Origin of the sequence: Pseudomonas siliginis (assembly GCF_019145195.1) — a bacterium.
Classification (GTDB): domain Bacteria; phylum Pseudomonadota; class Gammaproteobacteria; order Pseudomonadales; family Pseudomonadaceae; genus Aquipseudomonas; species Aquipseudomonas siliginis.
In genome coordinates this window covers 192,142-214,212 of the sequence record NZ_JAHSTW010000001.1, presented here as the reverse complement: position 1 = coordinate 214,212, position 22,071 = coordinate 192,142, and the positions used below count along the sequence as shown (strand labels likewise).

Below are 22,071 nucleotides of genomic sequence, written 5' to 3'. Positions count from 1 at the left end.
GGCTCGCTCCCACAGGGGAATGCATTTCAAATGTGGGAGCGAGCCTGCTCGCGAAGGGGCCGTCAGCAGCCCCATCAATCCCAAGGGAAAGTAGTTAGCCTGCTTTCTTTTATCCCGGCCCCGCGCCATGATGTCGGCAACTCTCCCACCGCCGCCCGCGAACGAGTGCTCATGTCTGCGCAGCCACTGCCACCGCAAAGCTCCCTGGCGATCACCCTGCAGATCGTCTCCATCGTTTTCTACACCTTCATTGCCTTCCTCTGCATTGGTTTGCCGATTGCGGTATTGCCCGGTTACGTCCATGAGCAACTGGGTTTCAGCGCGATCATTGCCGGCCTGGTGATCGGTTCGCAGTATCTGGCCACCCTGCTCAGTCGGCCAATGGCCGGGCGCATGTCGGACACGCTCGGCACCAAGCGGGCGATCATTTATGGCTTGTGGGGGATTGTCCTCAGCGGCGCGCTGACGTTGCTGTCGACCTTGCTGCAAAGCTTTCCGCTGACCAGCCTGTTGATCCTGATTGCCGGGCGCTTGTTGCTCGGTATCGCCCAAGGCCTGATCGGCGTCGGCACCATCAGTTGGTGCATGGGTCAGGTCGGTGTCGAGCACACGGCAAAATCCATCGGCTGGAACGGCATCGCCTCTTACGGCGCGATCGCCATTGGTGCGCCGCTGGGCGTGGTGATGGTTGCCGAATATGGTTTTGTCAGCCTTGGCCTCGCGCTGTCGGCGTTGGCGGCAGGTGCGCTGTGGTTGATCCGCAACAAGCCTTCGGTGCCGGTGATTCGTGGTGAGCGCCTGTCATTCTGGGCCGTGTTCGGCAAGATTGCGCCGTACGGCACCAGCCTGACGCTAGCCTCGATCGGCTACGGCACACTGACGACTTTCATCACCCTTTATTACCTCAACCGAGGCTGGACCGGCGCGGCTTACTGCCTGACCGTGTTTGGCGTGTGTTTCATTCTGTCGCGGCTGTTGTTCATCTCGGCGATTGCCCGGTTTGGCGGGTTTGCCTCGGCCATCGTTTGCATGTCGGTTGAAACTGTCGGGCTGGTGATGTTGTGGCTGGCGCCCTCCAGTGCGTATGCGTTGATTGGCGCAGGGCTGGCGGGGTTTGGGCTGTCTCTGGTGTACCCGGCGCTGGGCGTTGAAGCGATCAAACAGGTGCCGAGTTCCAGTCGTGGTTCAGGGTTGGGGGCTTATGCAGTGTTCTTCGATCTGGCGCTGGCGATTGCCGGGCCATTGATGGGCGCGGTGGCGTTGAAACTGGGCTATTCGTGGATTTTCTTCTGCGCGGCGTTGTTGTCAGTGACCGGGTTAGGCCTGACCTTGTTGCTCAAGCGTCGTGCACTTCCCTGAAAACAGACAATTCAATCTCCGTGGGAGCGGTGTTTGAGTTATTGATCCGCCGTCTGCATCCCCGCCCTGCTCGATTTACCCAGTGCCTGGGCAAAAAACCGTCCGGCCTCGGATATCAGGTTGCGGTGAATATCCTCGCGATCCACCCCGTCGGCATCGGTGCACAACGCCGGCATGGCGCGGATCTGCTCTTCGGTGCACGGCGCCATGAACACGAAGTGCCCTGCCCCGGCGAGCAGTTTGAAGTCCGGCGCGGTGGGCAGTTTGCGCGCCAGGGCCGCAGCATTTTTATCGAAGGCCACCAGTTTGTCGCCGTCGCCGCTGTAGAGCAGCACCGGTACGTGCACATCGGCGAGGGTGTGGCGGCCGAACTTGAGGCTCAGCGGCGCCATCAGCAATAACGCGTGAACCCGTGGATCGGCCACCGGCTGCAAGTCATCGCGATCAACAATCAGCTCGCCCTGGGTGTTACAGGCGTCGTGATCATCCGGACGTTCCTGACAATAGCGGCGCAGACGATCCAGATCCGGTTGCGCCCCGGAGAGAATCAACGCGGTCTCGCCTCCAGCCGAATAACCGATCACACCGACCTGATCAGCATTGACGAACGGTGCCAGCATGTTGTCGCCGAGGGTGGCGGTGATCGCTTGGGAAATCTGGATTGGCCGCCCGTAGAGATTGCTCAACGTGCCAAGTCGGCTGTGGTCGCGCCAGTTGTCACCGGGATGAATTACCGCCACCACGACAAAGCCTTTGCGCGCCAGTGAAGTGGCCAGATCATGCAGGGCCAGCGGCGTGCCGGTATTGCCGTGGGACAGCATCAACATGGGAAAGCGGCCGATCGCGACTTTGGTGTCTTCTCCAGCCTCGACCGAATAGCCCTCAAGCAAGCTCATGTGCTCGCGGTCACTGGAGGGGTAAAAAGCGATGGCGCGCATCGGTTGCAGATCGAGCGGGTCGAGAAAGGTCATCTCGTGATAACCGACGCTCCAGACAGGGTGGCGCCCTGGTGCGGCCTGCACTGTATTCAGGCTGCCCAGCAGGCAAATCAGCAACATTGCACAAAGATGCCTCATGAATGCCCCACCCTCTCGGACCACATCGTCGGATGTGCTGAAACTGCATAACCCGGGCCAGATTATGTAACAGCCAGAAACAAAAAACTCCGTATTCGGCCCTTGCGGAACCAGAATACAGAGTTTTTGGGGGATTACCTGAACATCAGCTGTTCTTTACGCAAGCCTTACGCGGCGGCGAACAGTTGCTCGCTGATCTTCGCTTGCGCAGCGCTCATGGCGTTGTTGCGCACTTCTTCGCCATAGGCCAGACCTTCAGCCCGGACGATTTCGATATCGGTGATGCCGAGGAAGCCCAGTACCAGCTTCAGATATTCTTCGTGAGCGATGCCGCTGGCCTGACCGGCGTGGATGCCACCGGAAGTCGACACGATCACCACTTTCTTGCCACCGCACAGGCCTTCAGGGCCGGCTTCGGTGTAGCGGAACGTCTGGCCGGCGACGGCGACGCGGTCGATCCACGCTTTGAGCTGGGTTGGAACGGTGAAGTTGTACATCGGCGCGGCAATCACCACGGCGTCGGCAGCGATGAATTCGGCCAGGGTCGAAGCGCTCAGCTCGGCTTCGTGCTGTTGTGCAGCGTCGCGCAGTTCGGCGGTGGTGCCGGCGGCAACCAGCGTGGTCGACGAGAAGTGGCTGATCGCATCGGCGGCCAAGTCGCGGTAGGTAACCACGGCGCTCGGCTCGGCGGCTTGCCAGGCGTCGACGACTTGACGGCTCAACTGACGGGAAGCCGAGTTGTCGCCGAGAATGCTCGAATCGATGTGCAACAGTTTCATGTGGGTTCTCCTGAAAGAATCGCCGGCGGCGACGGAATGGAGACAATCCTACGCAACAAACCAATAGCTGATTAGTCGCCGACAATGCGATAGTTCGTCCCATTGATAGAACGACTGGAAACGTGCATGCAGGACCTCAACGATCTCTACTACTTCGCCAAAGTGGTCGAAGCCGGCGGATTTGCCGCCGCCGGGCGCCTGCTCGGCATTCCCAAGTCACGGCTTTCAAGAAGGATCGCCGAACTGGAGGAACGACTCGGCGCACGTCTGCTGCAACGCACCACCCGCCAACTGAATCTCACTGCCGTCGGTGAACGCTATTTGCGCCACTGTCAGGCGATGTTGCTGGAAGCGGAGATGGCTGACGAAGCCGTGGCCAGCATGTCCAGCGAACCGCGCGGGCGCTTGCGGGTGTCGTGCCCGACCGGGCTTGCCCATGAAATGCTGCCGACGGTGATCAGCGACTTTCTCGGCAAGTTTCCGCAGGTGCAGTTGGAGGTCGTGCTGCTCAACCGCCGGGTCGATCTGGTCACCGAAGGCATCGATGTCGCCTTGCGTGTGCGCGATCACGGTGATGAAGATCCGTTGCTGGTCACCAGGCGCTTGCGGCAGGCGCAAGCAGTGGTGATCGCCAGCCCGGCGTTCATGCAAGGCAAGACCATCACTCATCCGCAGGACCTGAAAAACCTGCCGGTACTCGGCGCGCTGGAAGCCGACCGCATGGTTCATGTGCGTCTGCTCGATCAGCAAGGCAAGAGCGTCGATCTGAGCATGGAAGCGCGGCTGGGCATTGATGACTTCGTGGTGCGCAAGGCCTGCGTGCTCGCCGGTCAGGGCTTTACCGTGCTGCCGATGATGTTCTGCGAAACCGAATTGCGTAACGGCACACTGGTGCAAGTGCTGCCGCAATGGTCATTGCCTGGCGGCTGGCTGCAAGCGGTCTATCCGCACAGGCGCGGGGTAATGCCAGCGGTGCGCGCATGGATCGATCACCTGGTCGAATCGTTCAATGCCTGCGGGGATCGATTTCTATGAAACAGGGAAGAATGAGCGAAGCCGAAGTTGCCGAGTTTTGTCTTGCCCTGCCCGGCGCGCGGGAAGATTACAAATGGGGCGGCGTGCGGGTGTTCTCGATTGCCGGCAACAAGATGTTTGCCTTGCAGGGGCTGCGAGGAGATTCGCTGGCGTTCAAGGTCGACAAGGATCTGTTTCTCGGCCATTGCGACCGCCCGGGGATTCATCCGGCGCCGTATCTGGCGCGGGCGCAGTGGATCATCATGCACCCGCCCTACCCGCTGGGTGCCAACGAATTGCGGGGACTGTTGCAGCGATCGCATCAACTGGTGGTGAGCAAGTTGCCTAAGAAAACCCAAATCGGCCTGCTTTTGTAAGCACGCAAATCCTGTGGGAGCGAGCCTGCTCGCGAAGGCGGTTTGTCAGGCGACTCATCAGCGAGGATGAGATTGCTTTCGCGAGCAGGCTCGCTCCCACAGGGGATTTTCGGTGCACGTTAGATCAGCGACAGCAGGTTTGAACCGAGGAAAATCTGGTCAATCCAGAACACCTGATGCAACAACACGATCACCCAGAACAGAATCTGAAACGACACCTTGCGCGTTTTGTGCCGGAACACCTGCTGCGCGATCAAAGCACCCGGCCAGCCACCCGCCAGTTCCACCGCATGCAGGATGTTTTCCGGCGTGCGCCAGGCATCGGCGCGGGCCTTGCGTTTGTCGGCCCAGTACAGAAAGAACGCCAGCACACTGACAATCCCGTACGCCGCCAGCGGCACCCGCGAGATGCCGCTGAGCCACATCGACAGCGAGCCGAACAGCGGCAGCGCGCAGACGATCAGCAACACCACAAGCTTCAATTTCAGATGCTGAACGCGGCCGCCTGTAGGTCGTCCCTCAGGGCGGCGCGTGCGGGAGTCGTTCATGCCTTGGCCGCCGACCAGTCCACCCAGCCGAACTGCCAGGTCGCCAGAATGAACAGGCCGAAGGCAATCCGGTACCAGGCGAACGCTGCATAACTGTGGCTGCCGATGAACTTGAGCAGGCCGCGTACAGCGATCATGGCGAAGATGAACGCCGTGACAAAACCAATGGCGAACACCGGGAAATCCGCCGGCACAAACAGGTCGCGGTATTTGTAGCCCGAATACACCGCCGCACCGACCATGGTTGGCATGGCGAGGAAGAACGAGAACTCGGTGGCCGTCTTGCGCGACAGGCCGAACAGCAAGCCACCAATGATCGTCGAGCCGGAACGCGAGGTGCCTGGAATCATCGCCAGGCATTGCGCGAAGCCGATTTTCAGCGCGTCGGTCCAGCGAATCTCGTCGACGGTTTCGGCATGCACTTCATGCTGGCGCTGTTCGGCCCACAACATGATGATTCCGCCGATGACCAGCGCCGCCGCCACGGTGATCGGGTTGAACAGATATTCGTGGATCAGATCGGCAAAAATTACGCCGAGCACTACGGCCGGCAGGAAGGCGATCAGCAGGTTGGCGGTGAAACGCCGTGCGCTCGGCTGGGTCGGCAGGCCGATCACCACGTCGAGGATCTTGCGCCGAAATTCCCAGACCACCGCGAGGATCGCGCCGAGCTGAATGATGATGTTGAACGCCATGGCCCGCTCGCCGCCGAAGTTCAGCAAGTCGGCGACGATGATCTGGTGTCCGGTACTCGAAATGGGCAAAAACTCCGTCAGCCCTTCTACAACTCCTAGAATCAGTGCCTGCAAGGCGGTCCAAAGATCCATCAATCCCCCAAAGAGCGATGCACGCGGGCATGCCCCGATAGTATTTTTTCGTTCACTGCGTCCAGCGTAGCCGGTAAAAGCTGTAGCGATTGCGCGCGCACAGGATCCACACGAAACGGTAAAAATTCCGTGAAATATCAAAACCGGATTCAGGTTTTTGCGCGCGGGGCCGAAATCCTAACAGACAAGCCTCAAAAGCGCTCTGCGCGTTGGATGGTAGTCCCGGGCACTCAGCTGTGGCTGGATGCTGGCGATCGTTTACTACAAGAACAAGAATCCGGAGTGACAGCGTTATGAACAGCTTGCGCAGTGTGTCGATCAGCCGACGCTTGTGGCTCATCTTGATCGTGGCGGTGGTCATGTTGCTGACCTTGGGCGTGCTGATGCTCAAGCAGATCCATGACGACCTCTACCACGCCAAGGCGCAGAAAACCCAGCACGTGGTGCAGACCGCCAGTGGCCTGCTGACTTATTACCAAGGGCTGGAAACCGCTGGCACCCTGACCAGGGACGCGGCGCAAAAGCAGGCGTTGACCGCGATCCGTGGCCTGCGCTACGACCAGAGCGACTACTTCTGGATCAACGACCTCACGCCCGTGATGGTCATGCACCCGACCAACCCCAAGCTCGAAGGCCAGAATCTTTCGGCGATCCGCGACCCGGACGGCTTTGCCGTGTTCAACGAGATGGTCGCCATTGCCAAGGCCAAAGGCGCGGGCATGGTCAATTATCGCTGGCCGAAACCGGGGGCGACGGATCCGGTGGCGAAGACTTCTTATGTAAAGCTGTTCGAACCGTGGGGCTGGGTGATCGGCTCCGGCGTGTACGTCGACGATGTGCAAGCCGAATTCCAGGGGCAGATGATCAAGGCGTCGGCGATCGGCCTGGCGATTGCGCTGATCATGGCGCTGCTGGTGACCCTGATCGCACGCAGCATCGTCCGTCCGTTGCAGGAAACCGTGAATGCGATGGCCAACATCGCCAGTGGCGAAAGCGACCTGACCCGCAGCCTCGATACCCATGGCAAGGATGAGGTCACTGAACTGGCCCATCACTTCAATGCCTTCACCGCCAAGCTGCGCCGAGTGATTGGTGATCTGCAGGTCTCGGCCAGCGCTTTGGGCCAGTCTTCCAGCGAGCTGGGTAACGATGCCTCGCAGGCGCAGCAGCGCAGTCAGCAGCAATCGCAGCAGATGGAATTGGTGGCCACGGCGATCAACGAAGTCACCTACGGCGTGCAGGACGTGGCGAAAAACGCCGAACACGCCGCCGCAGAAATGCGCGATGCCGAAGCGCAGGCGCAACAGGGGCAGATCAATATTGACGGCAGCCTGCAACAGATCGACAAGCTCTCGGGCACGATCGATCAGGCGGTGGAAGTGATCCGCACCCTGGCAGCGGAGAGTACGCAGATTGGCAGCGTGTTGGAGGTGATTCGCTCGATTGCCGAACAGACCAACCTGTTGGCCTTGAACGCGGCTATTGAAGCCGCGCGCGCGGGAGAACAGGGGCGCGGGTTTGCCGTGGTCGCCGATGAGGTGCGCTTGCTGGCCCAGCGTACGCAGAAATCGACGGCGGAGATTCAGTCGATGATCGAGCGTCTTCAGAATCATTCGGAGGCTGCGGTGAAGGTGATCGGCGACAGCAGCAAGGCCTCGCAATTGACCATCGAACAGGCGGGACTGGCCGGGGCGAGCCTTAATGCGATTGGCCAGGCGTTGCGTAATCTCAACGGCCTCAATGCGTCGATTGCCAGCGCTACGCTGCAACAGGCGCAGGTGGTTGAGGACATCAACCAGAACGTGACGCAGGCGGCCGGGCTTTCCCATAGCACCGCGTTGGCCGCTGAGCAGTCGAGCGCGGCCAGCTTGCGCCTTGGGCAACTGAGCGAACAGCTCAACGGGTTGCTGCGTCAGTTCAGGGTCTGACCCATAACCTGTGGGAGCGAGCCTGCTCGCGAAGGCGTCGGGCCAGTCAGTGGAAGAAGATGTCGACTGGACAGGCCCTTTCGCTAGCAGGCTCGCTCCCACAGGGTACTTCTGTGTCTGGGCGAATGCAGTACAATCCGCCCCCTTCTCAACTCCCCCAAGGATCACTCATGTCCGGGCTTGAACTGTTTGCCGCCGCCCTCGGTGTCATCGCCGTTTGGCTGACGGTCAAGCAGAATCCGTGGTGCTGGCCGATCGGGCTGGTCATGGTGTTGCTCTACAGCTGGATCTTCTTTGAGGTGAAGCTGTATTCGGACATGTTGCTGCAAGTGATCTACGCCGCGCTGCAGATCTACGGCTGGTGGCAATGGACCCGCGCCGGGACGATGCATGACGGTCGCCAGATTACCCGCCTCGATGCACGCTCGATGGTGCTCGGCCTCGGCGTTGGGGCGGTCGGCAGTGTGTTGCTAGGCGCGGCGATGGCGCACTGGACCGACGCCGCACAGCCGTGGCTCGATGCCGCGCTCACCGGCTTCAGTCTGGTCGCGCAACTGTGGATGGCGCAGAAACGCCTGCAGTGCTGGGCGCTATGGTTTGTCCTCGATGTGATCTTTGTCGGCCTGTTCATCTATAAAGGCCTGTACCTGACCGCCGCGCTCTACGCGCTGTTTACCTTGCTCGCCGTGCAAGGCTGGCGGGAATGGCGCGCCGATCCGGCATTGCGCACATGAAAGTCGTCGTTCTCACCGGCCCGGAATCCACCGGCAAGAGTTGGCTGGCGGCAGGGTTGGAGCAGCGTTTCGGCGGCGTGCGCGTTGATGAATATGTTCGTCGGTTCATCGAAGACAACCCACGCGACACTTGCCTTGCGGATATCCCTGATATCGCCCAGGGCCAGTTGCAATGGGAAGATCAGGCGCGCGCGGAACAGCCCCCACTGCTGATTCTCGACACCCACCTGCTCAGCAACATCCTCTGGAGCCAGACTTTGTTTGGCGCCTGCCCGGACTGGCTGGAAACCGAGTTACTGGCGCGCCATTACGACCTGCACCTGCTGTTGTCACCGCAGCAAGTCGACTGGACCGAAGACGGCCAGCGCTGCCAACCGGATCTTGCGGATCGCCTGGCGTTCTACGAATCCACCCGCGTTTGGCTGATCCAGCACCAACAGCCGTTGCAAGTGATCGAAGGCAATTGGGCCGAGCGCCAGACACAAGCCTTTGCGGCGGTCGAGCGTTTGCTGTCCAGATAAGCCGCCCGGCGGCTTTTAACGCAAAACTGTCCGTTTTTGAAACACTCCCGACCGCGCAAAGGCCCCGCCCAAGCGTCATTCACCATTGCGTCACGTGATCTGTTACGCCGATGAAACACCTCGGCGCAAACCCTTGTTCCAGAGCTTTGCGGCGCCCATTGCCCCTCAAGCCATCCGCACTGTGTCTCAGCGCTGAAACAGTGCCCGCAACAGGGAACTTCCCACAGCATGTAAGCCGTTGAAATAACTAGATAATTCAAAACCGGCACAGCTTTCGCTCTCTTCTTCACAACGCTGAATTACCCAGCCCACTGAAGAAGGAATTGCAGCCGTGGGGAATTTCAATAAAGGCCTGACCTGCCTCCTGCTGATCGGATCAGCCGCCAGCGCATTGATCAGTGTCAGCGCCCAAGCCGAAGGCAATGGGGTGATCGTCCTCAACCGCGACGTTCAACCCATCGCGATCGGTCGCAATGGCGGCAAAGACCCCTATCCGACCACGGTCAACGCCAACCCTTCGGCGCGGATCAACCAGACCCTCAGCAGTACCGAACTCACTGACGGTGATTTCGCCAGTGTCGCCAGCGGCTCATCGATCCGCGGCAACATGACCACGCCCAGCTCCAACCTGCCCGGCATGAACACCCTGACCAACCAGAACGGCCTGCCCGGTATGCGCACTGGCAGCGGCGGTGGTTCTGGCGCCTCGATCTCCAACACGGTCAACCGGGCGATGAGCACCGGGCTGGCGCCTCTGACTCGCATGGCCGGAGGCCAATGACATGAATCGCACCCTGCTGCTTCTCGCCCTGCTCGGCTGCACCAGCGCCATGGCCGATTCGGCTTCAGTCAACAAGGCAAACATTCAGGATTCCGGTGCGCAATATCGCGGCAACTTCAACGTCAACCAGGCCGCCGGTGACCAGATGCAGCAAGCCAACACCAAGGCGATTGCCATCGGCACCGAAGCCCATGCCACCACCGGCGTCAGGCAAACCATCGACACGCCCGCCAGCCGCGCCATCGACGCGAGCGCCAACATCGGCGGCAACTCTTTCAGCAATGGCAACGGCATCCTCGGTGTTAACCAGGGCGCCGGTGCCAACAATCAAATGGCCAACGTAACGCGCGTCAGCATCAGTGCCGGCCCGCAGAGCGTTGACGACAGCGCCCTTTCGCAACAGAACGTGGCGTTTTTACCGAGCTCAGGAGCAACTGGTACCTCAATCGGCAGTCGCCAGGTCACGACCAGTGATCAGGCCTTCACCGGCAGCCGCGGGGTAATCCAGGTGAACCAGAGTGCCGGGGTGGGGAACCGAATGGCTAACACCCTGAGCATCCGGGTCGCAGACTGACCCAAACAAAAAGCAGTGCAATTAGAAAAGTCCCAACACTTAACCAACTAATAAGCACGACGGAGAAACAACCATGAAACCTACAATGGCTCTCAAACCACTGGTTTTCGCACTCGCAGCAGTGATGGCAATGGCAGCACAGGCCGACGGTCGTGGTAACGGGCATGGCAATGGACACGGCAACGGTCACGGCCAGCCACAAGGTCCGAATCTTGAACAACTGCTGCAGATCACCGCAGGCGCCGGCGCCGCTGTACTCGACGCACAAAACAGCGACGGCAACGTGGTGAAAAACCAGGGCACCCTGAACAACGCCAATGCCAGCGACTCGCTCAACGGCTCCAACGGCAACATGGGCGCCAACGTCGCCGCCGGCGACGGCAACCAGCAGGACAACGCTGCTGCGCTGGCCACCGCTGACGAAAGCTTCATCTTCGGCAATGCTGTTGCCGCCTCGAGCGCGACTCAGGTGAACAGCAACAACTACGTGAAAAACTCGTCCACCTTCAACAACGCCACGCTCAGCAATGCAGGCAACAATGGTTCCGGCAACATCGGCATCAACGTGAGCTCGGGCAACTTCAACCAACAGAAAAACAACCTCGCCATCGCCGTTTCCGGTGGTCGTGTAGCGCAGGCTGCCGCCTCTGCCAACCAGTCCTCGACTGGCCTGGTCGTGGAAAACAAAGGCGTGCAGGCTTACAAAACCGACACCCTTACCGGTACTTATGCAGCCGCTGGCGTGTTCAAAGCCAAAGGCACTGCGACCATCGAAGACGACAACCATGGTGGCTGGGGTAACCGTGGCGGCGGCCATGGTGGCAACGATGATCAGAAAGCCAAGTTCGAAGCCGTGGGTACTTTTGGCCTCGCTGGCGTCACCACCCAACAAGTGTTGACCAAAGATGGCTGGAAAACCCCTGTCGTCAACAACGCCAACATGACCAACTCGATGAACAACTTCTCCGGCAACGGCGGAGCCAACGTCTCGGCGGGTGTGGGCAACCAACAAAGCAACTCGCTGTCCATCGCCGCAGGTTGCAAAGCCTGCATGTAATCGCGATCGAAACGAAAGCCCCGGCAACGGGGCTTTTCCTCGGTTCCACAAGGCGTATTCGATCATGCGGACTCCTGCCCTCCTCGCTCTGCTTTGTCTGTGCGGCCTGACTCAGGCGGCCCAGATGCCCGTGGCTGCCCTGCCGGGTGGCGTGCTGGTCTACAAGGACGTGCAAAGCATTCGTGAGCGCAAGTTTGCCGACATCGTCGAACAGAAAACCGACTTCAGCTGCGGCGCTGCTGCACTGGCGACGGTCCTGCGCCAGGCCTATTGGCTCGACGTCGATGAGGAGCACATCATCAAAGGCATGCTGGTCCACGCTGACCAGGACCTGGTGCGAACCCAGGGTTTCTCCATGCTCGACATGAAGCGCTACGTAGAAAGCATCGGCATGCGTGCCCGTGGCTACCGGATCCCGCCCGAGAAACTCGAAGCGGTGACCATTCCGGTGGTGGTTCTGATGGACATTCGTGGTTACAAGCATTTCGTCGTCCTGCAGCGTTCGGACAAGGATTGGGTCTACATCGGTGACCCGGTTCTCGGCCACAAGCGCTACAAACAAGACGACTTTGTCAAAGGTTGGAACGGCATTGTCTTTGCCATCGTCGGCCCCGGTTACGACAAGGCCAACGCCTTGCGCAGCCCTCCCGTGCCGCTGACGGCGAAGAACTCGCTGGACAGTTTCAACCCGGTCAAAGATGCGGAATTGATGGATTTCGGGTTCATTCAGAGCGACTTCTTTTAATCGCCGAGTTAGAGAATGGGACTGGATGTCCCGGGAGCAGCAGATGAAAAGCTCATACTGGCTGGCCGCCGCCTGCCTGGCAGCGAGTGCGTCAGGTTTAGCCCATGCCGGATTCAAACCCATCGAAATCAAGGACCAGGAGCTCGCAGAGCTGCGCGGTCGGTACGTCATGCCGGGGCGGATCATCAGCTTCGGCATTGTCATGAGCAGCACCTGGCGCAACGCCAGCGGCGACTTGATCGGGGCCGCGACCTCGATGCAGATCCAGGCCGCAACCGTCAAACCGGAATTCTACGTCTCGACCATCAAGGAGTCGGGCAACGGCAGCGCCCTCACCGCAGGCACCGGCAGCGTAATCGGTGGCGCCGGCCTCAACAGCAGCCAGGGTGTGACGCAAAGCGTACGCGCCGCCGGCGATGGCAACACCGCCAACAACAACGTCGCGATCAACGTCAGCGAAGCCAGTCAGGCGCCGGCACTGATGCCGTCGCAAGGCCAGGCCCTTATCGCCGGACAAACCATTACTGGCAGCAACGGCGCCGGCAGTGTCGCGGTTTCAGCCAATGGCGGTGGCGTGCAAATGGCCATTCAGGCCAGCGGCAATCAAGGCACGGCACTGCAACAAGTCGCCCAGGGCGGGCTGCTGCAGAACACCCGATTGCTGGGCAGCGCCAACGTGGTCAACAACCTTACGCAACTCAACGTCGTACTTAACAATAACGGCAGAAGCGCCGGTGCACTGGATTGCAACCTGACCCAACTCGGGGCCCTACGCAATATCGGATATTGAACTACGCTGAGTCTCGATCATTGGGCTTAAAGGGACGGCTTATTCATGTATCGATCAGTATCACTGCGTGCCGCAGTGTGTTTGAGTACCCTTCTCCCGGCGGCAATGCTGCAAGCAGCACCCGACGCCGATGTAGAAGCCCTGAAACGGGAACTTCTGGAACTGAGACAACGATACGAACAACAACAACAAGCGCTGGCGGTACTTGAACAACGGGTCCGCCAGGTAGAAGAAACACCCGCCGCCCCACCGCCAAAACGGCTGGCCAAATCGCCGTCCGACATGAAAGGCAATCGCGTCGCCGCCGGAGCCGCCACAGGCACCGGTGCGGCCGCTGCATCGGGAGGCGCCGCCGGGGGCAGCGGCGCTTCCTACGGCCAATCGCTGGCCGATGATTCACAACCGGCGCAGAGCGTTTCCAACCTGTATGACGAAGCCAGCGGTTTCTTTGGCGGCGGCAAGTTCAGCGTGGAAACCGGCCTGACCTATTCGCGCTACGACACCCGCCAGTTGATCCTCAACGGTTTCCTTGCGCTGGATTCGATTTTCCTCGGCAACATCAACCTCGACCGGATCAAGGCCGACACCTGGACCCTGGACCTCACCGGCCGCTACAACTTCGATAACCGCTGGCAGTTCGACCTGAACGTGCCGGTGATCTATCGCGAGTCGACGTATCAATCCGGCGGCGGCAACGAGGGCGCGGCTGGCGTAACAACAGAAGAAACCGTCACCAAGGATCCAACCATTGGCGACGTCAACTTCGGTATCGCCTACAAGTTCCTCGACGAATCGGTCAACACCCCGGACGCCGTCGTCACCTTGCGCGTCAAGGCGCCGACCGGCAAAGACCCGTTCGGCATCAAACTGCGCCAGACCGACGCCAACTCCAACCTGTTCGTCCCCGACACCCTGCCCACCGGCAACGGCGTCTGGTCGATCACGCCGGGTATCTCGCTGGTCAAGACGTTTGACCCGGCGGTGCTGTTCGGCAGCCTTTCCTACACCCACAACCTCGAGGAGTCGTTCGACGACATCAGCTCTACGGTCAATCAGAAAAACCCGGGCAAGGTTAAGATTGGCGACAGCTTCCAGATCGGCGCCGGTATCGCCTTCGCGCTCAACGAGAAGATGAGTATGTCGTTCTCGGTCTCCGACCTGGTGCAACGCAAAAGCAAGCTGAAACAGGACGGCGGCGATTGGGAATCGGTAGTGTCCAGTGATGCCAACGCCGGTTACTTCAACGTCGGCATGACCATCGCAGCCACCGACAACCTGACGATCGTGCCGAACTTGTCGATCGGTATGACCGATGATGCGCCGGACTTTTCGTTCAGCCTGAAATTCCCGTATTACTTCTAAAAGCAAAAGATCGCAGCCTTCGGCAGTCCCTACATTGTTCCGTGTAGGCGCTGCCGAAGGCTGCGATCCTTTGATCTGTCTGCTTTTCGCTGCTGGTGCAACTCGTGACCACTTATCGGAAATACGTCCGCACCTGTCAGATCTGACAGGTGCGCCCTACCGCTGAATCCGCTTACATGACTCCAGCGCCTGGCACCTTGCAACAGGCCGTAACGGAGCATCGACATGAACCAGACCCCGGATGAAAACCGCATTCTCGCTCTGAATCCACCCTTTGTTTTGAAACAGGCCGTTTTGAAGGATGGGGGCTACGACGGTGGCATTTCGCTCGAGACCGTCGAAAATGATTTGCTGATCATCGTAGATCCGTGGGTAGGGATGGCGATGTATGACAACTGCAAAATGTATTTTGATGGCGTCGAGGTTGGGACAATTCCGGTCGATGAAAGCAACTTGAATAAGCGGCTCGAATTCAAAGTCCCCAAGGGTCAAGTCACCAATGGCGAAGCACTGATCGTTTACACCGTACAGCGCTTGGGTCAGGACCCGGTTAGCTCCGAGCCGGTACGGCGTATGTGGGTCCAACTCACACAACCAGGTGGCACCGATAGCGACAACGAAGAAGGCAACTCCGGCCTGATCTATACGCTTAGCCCGGATCCGTCCAATGGTGTGAATGAGGATTTGGCCCGGCGGGGAATCCGCATGAACATCGTACCCTATGAGAACATCGCCATCTTCGACACCATTCGGTGCCGTTGGGGTGATCAGGTGGTGACGTACTACCCGGTCACCAGAGAGCAGATCGACGATCCGGTCAACCATCCGATCTTCGCCACCTTCACCGAGGACGTCATCAGGGCGCAAGGCAACGGCAACAATATCGAAGTGAGCTATCAGGTCGTCGACCGGGTGGGTAATCTGCCGGATCCGAAGGCGCGGTGGTCGAAAATCACTTACGTCTCGGTGGATCTGAACAATCGCTTGCCGGCGCCAACGATCTGGGTCAACAACCAGAACGTCACCACCATCGACCTGAAGGTACTGGGCACAAGCGACGCCGCCGCCCGGGTTTACTTCACAGGCGCCGACTACCAGGCCGGTGACAAGGTCGTCCTGACCTGGGCCGGCACGACGTCTGGAGGACAGACCGTGATCGTCGGCCCGCTGGAAAAAACCGTCGACAGCGTGCCCGGCCATCATGACTTCCCGATCCCGAACGACAAGATCACAGCGATCGTCAACGGTTCGGCCAAGGTCGGCTTTCAGCTGCTGCGCGCCAACGTGCCCGCGCGCCCGTCCAATGACGTTGTCGTCACGGTCACCGGCGAAGTCAGTCAATTGAAACCGCCAACGGTTGTTGAGGCGCCCGATTACAGGCTGAACCCGAATCTGCATCAAAGTGGATTTACCGTGGTGTTTGACACTTCGACGTTTGGCGCCGATCACGAAGTGCAACTGGAAATCGCCGGCAGACCCGGCGCCGGCTCAGTGCCTCCCCAGCACAAGCCGGTGGCGGGACAGTCGAAAGTGCAATTCGATATCGATTCTTCTATCACCGGGGTAAATCTGCAGCGTAGTGTGGAATTGAAATACAACTTGATCGTCAATGGCCAGCCGACGCCTGTGCAGAGTGTGACGTTATTGATTGGTGAGTTGCTGCAATCGAGCATGCCGATGCCGAAACTTGAGGGTTTTGATGGTGAGGTGCTGGATGTTGGAATGCTCAAGGATGACACGAAGGTTTTGTGTGAGGCTTGGCCATTTCAGCAGGCGGGATTACCGATCTGGTTAAAGTATGTGGAGACGTTTGCGGAGGGTGGGGAGCGGGTCAGGGAGCAGTTTTTCGGGGCGGCGCATGATCAAGGGGTGGGCCTTAGTTATTTGGCTGAGGTGGAATGGTTGCGGGGGTGTAAGGCGGATTCGAGGCTGGTTGTCTTATTGAAGGTGGGGTTGTATTCGGGGGCGGTTGAGAGTGAGGCGGTTGGGTGTCGGGTGAGGAGTTATGGGGTTAAGGCTGGGTTGGATGATTTGACTACGTTTGATAACTATCATTGGAACCATTGGGTAGTCCAAGATGCAGAGGCCTCCCCTCCAAGAATTTCCTTTATTGAAAATGAGTATTTTCTTGAATCAGTACCTGGCCCACAGGTGCGCAGTGCCATTCAGATCGTCAAGAGTTTCCAAGAAGTTGAAGAGGGCGACCAATATGAGTTGAGTTTTGATTATAAAAACACAGAACTGTGCGTTGTAATATTCAAGCAGAATAATGAAAGAACGCAGCTCAACGTACCCGGCTCTATGCTTTGGCAGTCTCAAAACTTTCGTTTTAATGCCGCAAAATACGAGACGCCAAAAACATTAATGTTATACCTTCATGTGGGGAGTGTTGTGACGCAAACACGTATCAAAAATATAAGGTTGCGGAAATTGTAAAATCCAATCCTATTATGAAGCAAGATCAAACGCACTATATTGGATGTTTTGTGTGACACCCTAACAAAAACAATTGCATTTATATTCTGATTCTTGCACTCACCTAATCTGATGCTTATGCAACAACCGATAAAAAGTAGGCCGCGAAACACCGAGGACTTTCGCGGCCACACTCAAATTATCACTGTGCCGGTTCAACACATCACACAACGCCTGCCGCTCCGCCCGGGTTTTGTAATCCTCCAGCGTGCCCATCGGTGTGGCGATCGAATGCTGGCTGATCAACCCCAAATCCCGCGCCTCGATCTGGCGGCCCTCGGCCAACACCAACCCGCGCCTGACCCGGTTAGCCAGCTCGCGCACATTGCCCGGCCAGTCGTGCTTGCCCATGGCAATCAACGCATCTTCGCTGAAGCTTCTTGGTCGGCGACCGGTTTCATGGCTGTAGAAGTGCGAAAAGTGGTTGGCCAGCATCGACAGATCGCCATGACGTTCACGCAACGGCGCTGTGACCACTTGCAGGACGTTCAGCCGGTAATAAAGGTCTTCACGAAAGCGCTTCTTCTCGATTGCTGCTTCCAGGTCAACGTGGGTTGCCGCCAGCACGCGTACATCGACCGGTATCGGCTGACTGCCCCCTACCCGTTCAATATGCTTTTCCTGCAGAAAGCGCAGGAGATTGGCCTGCAATTCCAGCGGCAGGTCGCCGATTTCGTCCAGGAACAACGTGCCGCCATTCGCCGCTTCGATGCGTCCGACCTTGCGCTGGTGCGCGCCGGTGAACGCGCCTTTTTCGTGGCCAAACAATTCGGACTGAATCAAATGCTCGGGAATCGCCCCGCAGTTGATCGCTACGAACGGTTTGTTATGGCGCTGGGATTGTCGGTGCAGGGTGCGCGCGACGAGTTCTTTGCCGGTGCCGCTTTCGCCGCGAATCAGCACGGGTGATTCGGTCGGGGCCAGTTTGCTAAGGAGTTTGCGCAGTTCGCGGATCGGCTTACTGTCGCCGAGCAGTTCGTGCTCCGGCTGATCGACATGAATCGTACCCTGCCCGCGCAGGCGTGCCATGCCGAAGGCGCGGCCGAGGGTGACCTGTACGCGGGAAACGTCGAAGGGCAAGGTGTGGAAGTCGAAGAACCATTCACAAACGAAGTCGCCGACGTTCTGCAAGCGCAGGACTTCCTGATTGAGCACAGCGATCCATTCGGTGCCGCTGCGGCTGATCAGTTCTTTGACGGCCTCGGGTCGTTCCAGGTGGAACGGCTGCAAACGCAGCAGGCCAACATCGCAGGCCCGGGATGCGGCGTTTTCCAGATTACAACTGTCGACATCCCAGCCTACGGCGCGCAATCCGGGCAACAGGCGATAACAGTCGTCGCAGGGATCGACCACCAGTAAACGTCTCGATGCAGGCGCTTCGCTCATGACTGTTCCTTGGCGCCAAATTTGATAAATGATCGTAAAAACAGTCATTTGGCAGACCCGGTTGTAACACTAGCAAGATTTTGACGTGGGCTTGTACCGATTGCTTATAGGGCGGGTATTAAAAGAGTTATAAGAATGTCGGTTGTTAGTTAGCTATCGACTATTTGATTTGTTCTGAATCGCGGCGCCTGATTCGAAAATTTCTTTGTTTCACGTGTGACCCGCCCCCCGGTTGCGTGCATCAGTACAAGTAACCCGCCGCACGGTAAGCCCAACCGACGGCACATCATTTGATTGGGCGCCAATAGAGAGAAGACCCCATGACTGCCCCGCTGCGTATCAACGAAGCTCTTTTGATTGCCAACCACGCGTTCAAGCCTTTTCAATGCGTGGCCTGGGCGCCACAAGACGGCAATGGCGAACTGAGCCTGACCGTCGTCGACCGCACCAATTCCCACATCGGTCGCAAACAGATCCCGAGCAGCGCCTACTCTGACCCGGCGCAACTCGAACAACTGCTGCAGCAGGCCCGCGCCGAGCTGAGCGAAGACGGCCACAAGTTGCAATCCTGGTCGATGCCACACTGATAACCGAACAAGGGCGGATGACGTTAAAGTCATCCGCCCTTGTTGTATGCGTAGTCAAATAAGCAACGTACTTGAAGCGCAGTTTTATCCAAAGTACTTGGCTCGCTTGCGACTGGTTCAACAAGACACTGTTCTGGCACAGTGCGACCGTCGTCTGTTAATTCGTCCAGTTGTACTTCTCGCGGTTCAGGGATTGAATGTGTCGCTCGTGCAGTCAGCCTCCCAACCACTGGGTATCGGCTCAGGCACAAGGAGACGCGTGCATGTCCACCCTGAGCCCTTATGCGCTGCCTACTGCATGGACCGCCCCCGGTTCGCTCGACCCGACATTCGCCATTGGCGGTGTTGCGCAGGCGTACTTTGCCGGCAGTTTGTCCAGCCAGACTCAACATGTCACGCTCGATGCACAGGGTCGGATTCTGGTCGCGGCCAAGGTCGGTACATCCAAGGGAAGCCGTTTTGGCCTGGCGCGGCTGCTGGCCGATGGGTCGGCGGATTTGTCGTTCGGCATTCAGGGCAGCGTGATCGGCAGCTTTATCGAGGGTTTCGAAGCCAAGGCCGGCAAGGCTCAGGTGTTAGCTGATGGCAAGATTCTGCTGGCCGGCCTGCATTATGAAGATACCCGACGCACCCTGCCCGCCCTCGCCCTGTTCGATGCCAACGGCCAGCCAGACCGATTCTTCGGCGATGACGGTTTCCAGGTGGTGCGACTGCCCGGCGAGCTGTCCATGGGCACCCGCGACAACTGGTTGCCGCCGGGCGTGCCGGGCGTCGAAGCCTGTGACTTTGTGGTGCAGGAAGACGGCCGTATTCTGCTGATCGCCAACCATCATTTCAGCCTTGCCGACCACGCCGGCATATTGATCCGCCTGCAGCCCGATGGATTTCTCGACGAATCATTCAACGGACGCGGATTTGTAGTGGTCCGCCACCTGCTGCTCAATACCTGGCTAAGTACGCTGCTGTTGAAGAAGGATGGGCGCGTCGTGGTCGCAGGCTCCATCGACTTTCCTCAGCAAGGCCTGCTGGCGGTGTATCGGCCCGATGGCAGCCTGGATGAGCGCTTCGCCGTCGATGGCTTCATGGCCTTCAAGGCCCACGGCAATAGCGCTCAGGTCAGCCAGATCATTGAGTACGACGACAGGCTTTATTGCTTTGGCAGCAGCCGCGATCCAATCCGCTGTTTGACGTTTGTCCTGCACGCCAACGGTCGACCTGACCTGCACTGTCATCATGGCCAGCCACAGGTGTTGGACATCGGCCCCAGCGGATGCCAATGGAACGCCGCCCAGCTAATGAGCGACGGCCGCATCGTCGCCGTGGGCGCGACCATCGGCGGGGTTGAAGCGGACTTCATGGTCGCGCGCTATCAAGCTGCTGGCAGCCTCGATCCGGCGTTCGGCCAAGGCCTCGGCTGGTTGCGCACGCGACTGGGGCGGAGTCTCGATACAGCCAATTCACTGGCCGTACAAACTGACGGGGCGATTGTGGTAGGTGGCTATTCGCTGGATGGCAACTACCGGGCAATGGTTGCGCGTTATCTGAATCCATAGAGCATTCAACAGGATCGAGGTTATCGGCGACTTGATCTTCCTTGAAACATCCGGCAACTTTCGCGCTTCTAAATAAAAGGAGCAGCCGATGTCCGGTTCAATCGCCCAGGCGTTCGCGCACAACTTCCTCGGGCAATCGCCACGCTGGTACAAGGCGACCATCGTCGGTTTTCTCATTCTCAACGCCGTGGTGCTGTTCACCATCGGCCCGGTCGCCGCAGGCTGGTTGCTGGTGATCGAATTCATCTTCACCCTGGCCATGGCCCTCAAGTGTTATCCGTTGATGCCCGGCGGCTTGTTGTTGATTGAAGCGTTGCTGCTGAAGATGACCACGCCGCAAGCGCTTTACGATGAGTTGCTGCACAACTTTCCGGTGATTTTGCTGCTGATGTTCATGGTCGCCGGCATTTACTTCATGAAGGATCTGCTGCTGTTTCTCTTCTCGCGACTGCTATTGGGCGTGCGTTCGAAAGCGATCCTGGCGCTGATGTTCTGCTTCTTGTCAGCGTTCCTCTCTGCGTTTCTGGATGCGTTGACCGTGACAGCGGTGATCATCAGTGCGGCTGTCGGCTTTTACTCGGTGTATCACCGCGTCGCGTCGGGCAACGATCCACGCAAGGACAGCGAATTCGCTGACGATCAGCATCTACCGTCGCGACACCATGACGACTTGAATCAATTCCGCGCATTCCTGCGCAGCCTGTTGATGCACGGCGCGGTCGGCACAGCGCTCGGTGGGGTTTGCACCTTGGTCGGCGAGCCGCAGAACCTGTTGATCGGCCATGAGATGGGCTGGCATTTCGGCGAGTTTTTCCAGAAAGTTGCCCCGGTGTCGCTGCCGGTACTGGCGGCGGGTCTGGTTACTTGCGTGCTGCTGGAGAAGCTGCGCTGGTTCGGATACGGCACGCTGCTGCCAGACAACGTCCGCGCCGTGCTGGCGAACTACGCCGCCGAGGACAACGCCAAACGCACGCCCCGCCAGACGGCGGCGCTGCTGGTGCAAGGGGCGGCGGCGCTGATCCTGATTGGTTGCCTGGCGTTTCACTTGGCTGAAGTCGGCCTGATCGGGTTGATGGTAATCGTGTTGATCACCGCGTTTACCGGGATCACCGACGAGCATCGCCTGGGCAGCGCGTTCAAGGACGCCATGCCGTTTACTGCGCTGCTGGTGGTGTTTTTTGCCGTGGTGGCGGTCATTCACGATCAGCATCTGTTCGTCCCACTGATCGAGTGGGTCTTGGCGCTGCCGATGGATCAACAGCCGGGCATGTTGTTCATCGCCAACGGCTTGCTCTCGGCGATCAGCGACAACGTATTCGTTGCGACCATTTACATTACCGAAGTGAAACAGGCTTTTCTTGCTGGGCACATGACTCGCGAGCACTTCGAGACGTTGGCGATTGCGATCAATACCGGCACCAACCTGCCGAGCGTGGCGACCCCTAATGGTCAGGCAGCGTTTCTGTTCCTGCTGACCTCGGCGATTGCACCGCTGGTGCGGTTGTCGTACGGGCGCATGGTGTGGATGGCGGTGCCATATACGGTAGTGATGGGACTGCTGGGCTGGTATGCGGTGAGCTATTGGCTCTAAGCCACAC

Annotated in this window: 21 protein-coding genes; 16 read left to right on the top strand and 5 right to left on the bottom strand. The window is 58.8% G+C overall.

The window, feature by feature from the left end:
• Window positions 1–171: 171 nt before the first annotated feature.
• Entirely contained in the window at window positions 172–1,359 is a 1,188-nt protein-coding gene (locus KVG87_RS00915) for an MFS transporter (RefSeq protein WP_217848667.1), read from the top strand.
• A gap of 38 nt (window positions 1,360–1,397) precedes the next feature.
• Here KVG87_RS00915 and KVG87_RS00910 read toward each other — a convergent pair whose 3' ends face one another.
• Together KVG87_RS00910 and KVG87_RS00905 are read right to left on the bottom strand one after the other, a co-directional pair.
• A complete protein-coding gene (locus tag KVG87_RS00910) occupies window positions 1,398–2,435 on the bottom strand; it encodes an alpha/beta hydrolase family protein (protein ID WP_217848666.1) in 1,038 nt (345 codons plus the stop codon).
• A 167-nt stretch (window positions 2,436–2,602) separates the two neighbouring features.
• Window positions 2,603–3,214 carry an FMN-dependent NADH-azoreductase gene (locus KVG87_RS00905; protein WP_016774691.1) on the bottom strand — a complete coding sequence of 204 codons (612 nt, stop codon included), beginning with the start codon at window positions 3,212–3,214 and terminating at the stop codon, window positions 2,603–2,605.
• Between the two features lie 126 nt (window positions 3,215–3,340).
• Here KVG87_RS00905 and KVG87_RS00900 point away from each other — a divergent pair, with 126 nt between their 5' ends.
• Window positions 3,341–4,249, top strand: coding sequence for a LysR substrate-binding domain-containing protein (locus KVG87_RS00900; RefSeq protein ID WP_110645260.1), 909 nt, complete (start codon window positions 3,341–3,343; stop codon window positions 4,247–4,249).
• Window positions 4,246–4,605, top strand: coding sequence for an MmcQ/YjbR family DNA-binding protein (locus KVG87_RS00895; RefSeq protein WP_217848664.1), 360 nt, complete (start codon window positions 4,246–4,248; stop codon window positions 4,603–4,605). Before KVG87_RS00900 ends, KVG87_RS00895 begins: the two co-directional genes overlap by 4 nt.
• Window positions 4,606–4,724: 119 nt before the next feature.
• On the opposite strand, the gene KVG87_RS00890 is transcribed toward KVG87_RS00895, so the two are convergent.
• The gene (locus KVG87_RS00890) at window positions 4,725–5,153 is read right to left on the bottom strand and encodes a DUF1294 domain-containing protein (RefSeq protein ID WP_217848662.1); all 429 of its coding nucleotides are present in this window, start codon (window positions 5,151–5,153) and stop codon (window positions 4,725–4,727) included.
• A complete protein-coding gene (locus KVG87_RS00885; RefSeq protein ID WP_016774688.1) occupies window positions 5,150–5,980 on the bottom strand; it encodes an undecaprenyl-diphosphate phosphatase in 831 nt (276 codons plus the stop codon). The genes KVG87_RS00890 and KVG87_RS00885 overlap by 4 nt, the downstream gene beginning before the upstream one ends.
• 293 nt (window positions 5,981–6,273) lie before the next feature.
• Between KVG87_RS00885 and KVG87_RS00880 the strand changes: the two genes are divergently transcribed.
• The 10 genes from KVG87_RS00880 (at window position 6,274) to KVG87_RS00835 (ending at window position 16,908) form a co-directional block, all read left to right on the top strand.
• The gene (locus KVG87_RS00880; RefSeq protein WP_217848660.1) at window positions 6,274–7,908 is read left to right on the top strand and encodes a methyl-accepting chemotaxis protein; all 1,635 of its coding nucleotides are present in this window, start codon (window positions 6,274–6,276) and stop codon (window positions 7,906–7,908) included.
• Between the two features lie 170 nt (window positions 7,909–8,078).
• Entirely contained in the window at window positions 8,079–8,642 is a 564-nt protein-coding gene (gene pnuC, locus KVG87_RS00875; RefSeq protein WP_217848658.1) for a nicotinamide riboside transporter PnuC, read from the top strand.
• Window positions 8,639–9,163, top strand: coding sequence for an AAA family ATPase (locus KVG87_RS00870; RefSeq protein ID WP_217848656.1), 525 nt, complete (start codon window positions 8,639–8,641; stop codon window positions 9,161–9,163). Before pnuC ends, KVG87_RS00870 begins: the two co-directional genes overlap by 4 nt.
• Before the next feature lie 331 nt (window positions 9,164–9,494).
• On the top strand, window positions 9,495–9,944 hold the full coding sequence (fapA, locus tag KVG87_RS00865) for a functional amyloid chaperone FapA (protein WP_041479690.1): 450 nt from the start codon (window positions 9,495–9,497) through the stop codon (window positions 9,942–9,944).
• A gap of 1 nt (window position 9,945) precedes the next feature.
• Window positions 9,946–10,518 (top strand): fibril amyloid subunit FapB, encoded by a 573-nt coding sequence (gene fapB / locus KVG87_RS00860; protein ID WP_076563009.1) that lies wholly within the window; start codon window positions 9,946–9,948, stop codon window positions 10,516–10,518.
• A gap of 73 nt (window positions 10,519–10,591) precedes the next feature.
• On the top strand, window positions 10,592–11,575 hold the full coding sequence (gene fapC / locus KVG87_RS00855; RefSeq protein WP_217848654.1) for an amyloid-like fimbrin subunit FapC: 984 nt from the start codon (window positions 10,592–10,594) through the stop codon (window positions 11,573–11,575).
• Window positions 11,576–11,639: 64 nt separating this feature from the next.
• Window positions 11,640–12,320 (top strand): fibril amyloid maturation endopeptidase FapD, encoded by a 681-nt coding sequence (fapD, locus tag KVG87_RS00850; protein WP_217848652.1) that lies wholly within the window; start codon window positions 11,640–11,642, stop codon window positions 12,318–12,320.
• Window positions 12,321–12,363: 43 nt separating this feature from the next.
• Complete coding sequence (gene fapE / locus KVG87_RS00845; protein ID WP_217848650.1) at window positions 12,364–13,110, top strand: fibril amyloid subunit FapE; 747 nt, start codon at window positions 12,364–12,366, stop codon at window positions 13,108–13,110.
• Between the two features lie 45 nt (window positions 13,111–13,155).
• On the top strand, window positions 13,156–14,472 hold the full coding sequence (gene fapF / locus KVG87_RS00840) for a fibril amyloid transporter FapF (protein ID WP_041479694.1): 1,317 nt from the start codon (window positions 13,156–13,158) through the stop codon (window positions 14,470–14,472).
• A gap of 225 nt (window positions 14,473–14,697) precedes the next feature.
• The gene (locus KVG87_RS00835; protein WP_217848648.1) at window positions 14,698–16,908 is read left to right on the top strand and encodes a hypothetical protein; all 2,211 of its coding nucleotides are present in this window, start codon (window positions 14,698–14,700) and stop codon (window positions 16,906–16,908) included.
• Between the two features lie 99 nt (window positions 16,909–17,007).
• Here KVG87_RS00835 and KVG87_RS00830 read toward each other — a convergent pair whose 3' ends face one another.
• Window positions 17,008–18,333 (bottom strand): sigma-54 dependent transcriptional regulator, encoded by a 1,326-nt coding sequence (locus KVG87_RS00830; protein ID WP_076563015.1) that lies wholly within the window; start codon window positions 18,331–18,333, stop codon window positions 17,008–17,010.
• A gap of 320 nt (window positions 18,334–18,653) precedes the next feature.
• Between KVG87_RS00830 and KVG87_RS00825 the strand changes: the two genes are divergently transcribed.
• The 3 genes from KVG87_RS00825 to nhaB all read left to right on the top strand — a co-directional run bounded on the left by KVG87_RS00825 (window position 18,654) and on the right by nhaB (window position 22,064).
• Window positions 18,654–18,920 carry a hypothetical protein gene (locus tag KVG87_RS00825; protein WP_016774677.1) on the top strand — a complete coding sequence of 89 codons (267 nt, stop codon included), beginning with the start codon at window positions 18,654–18,656 and terminating at the stop codon, window positions 18,918–18,920.
• A 263-nt stretch (window positions 18,921–19,183) separates the two neighbouring features.
• Window positions 19,184–20,473 (top strand): NHL repeat-containing protein, encoded by a 1,290-nt coding sequence (locus KVG87_RS00820; protein WP_217848646.1) that lies wholly within the window; start codon window positions 19,184–19,186, stop codon window positions 20,471–20,473.
• Between the two features lie 88 nt (window positions 20,474–20,561).
• A complete protein-coding gene (gene nhaB / locus KVG87_RS00815) occupies window positions 20,562–22,064 on the top strand; it encodes a sodium/proton antiporter NhaB (RefSeq protein ID WP_217848644.1) in 1,503 nt (500 codons plus the stop codon).
• Window positions 22,065–22,071 lie beyond the last annotated feature (7 nt).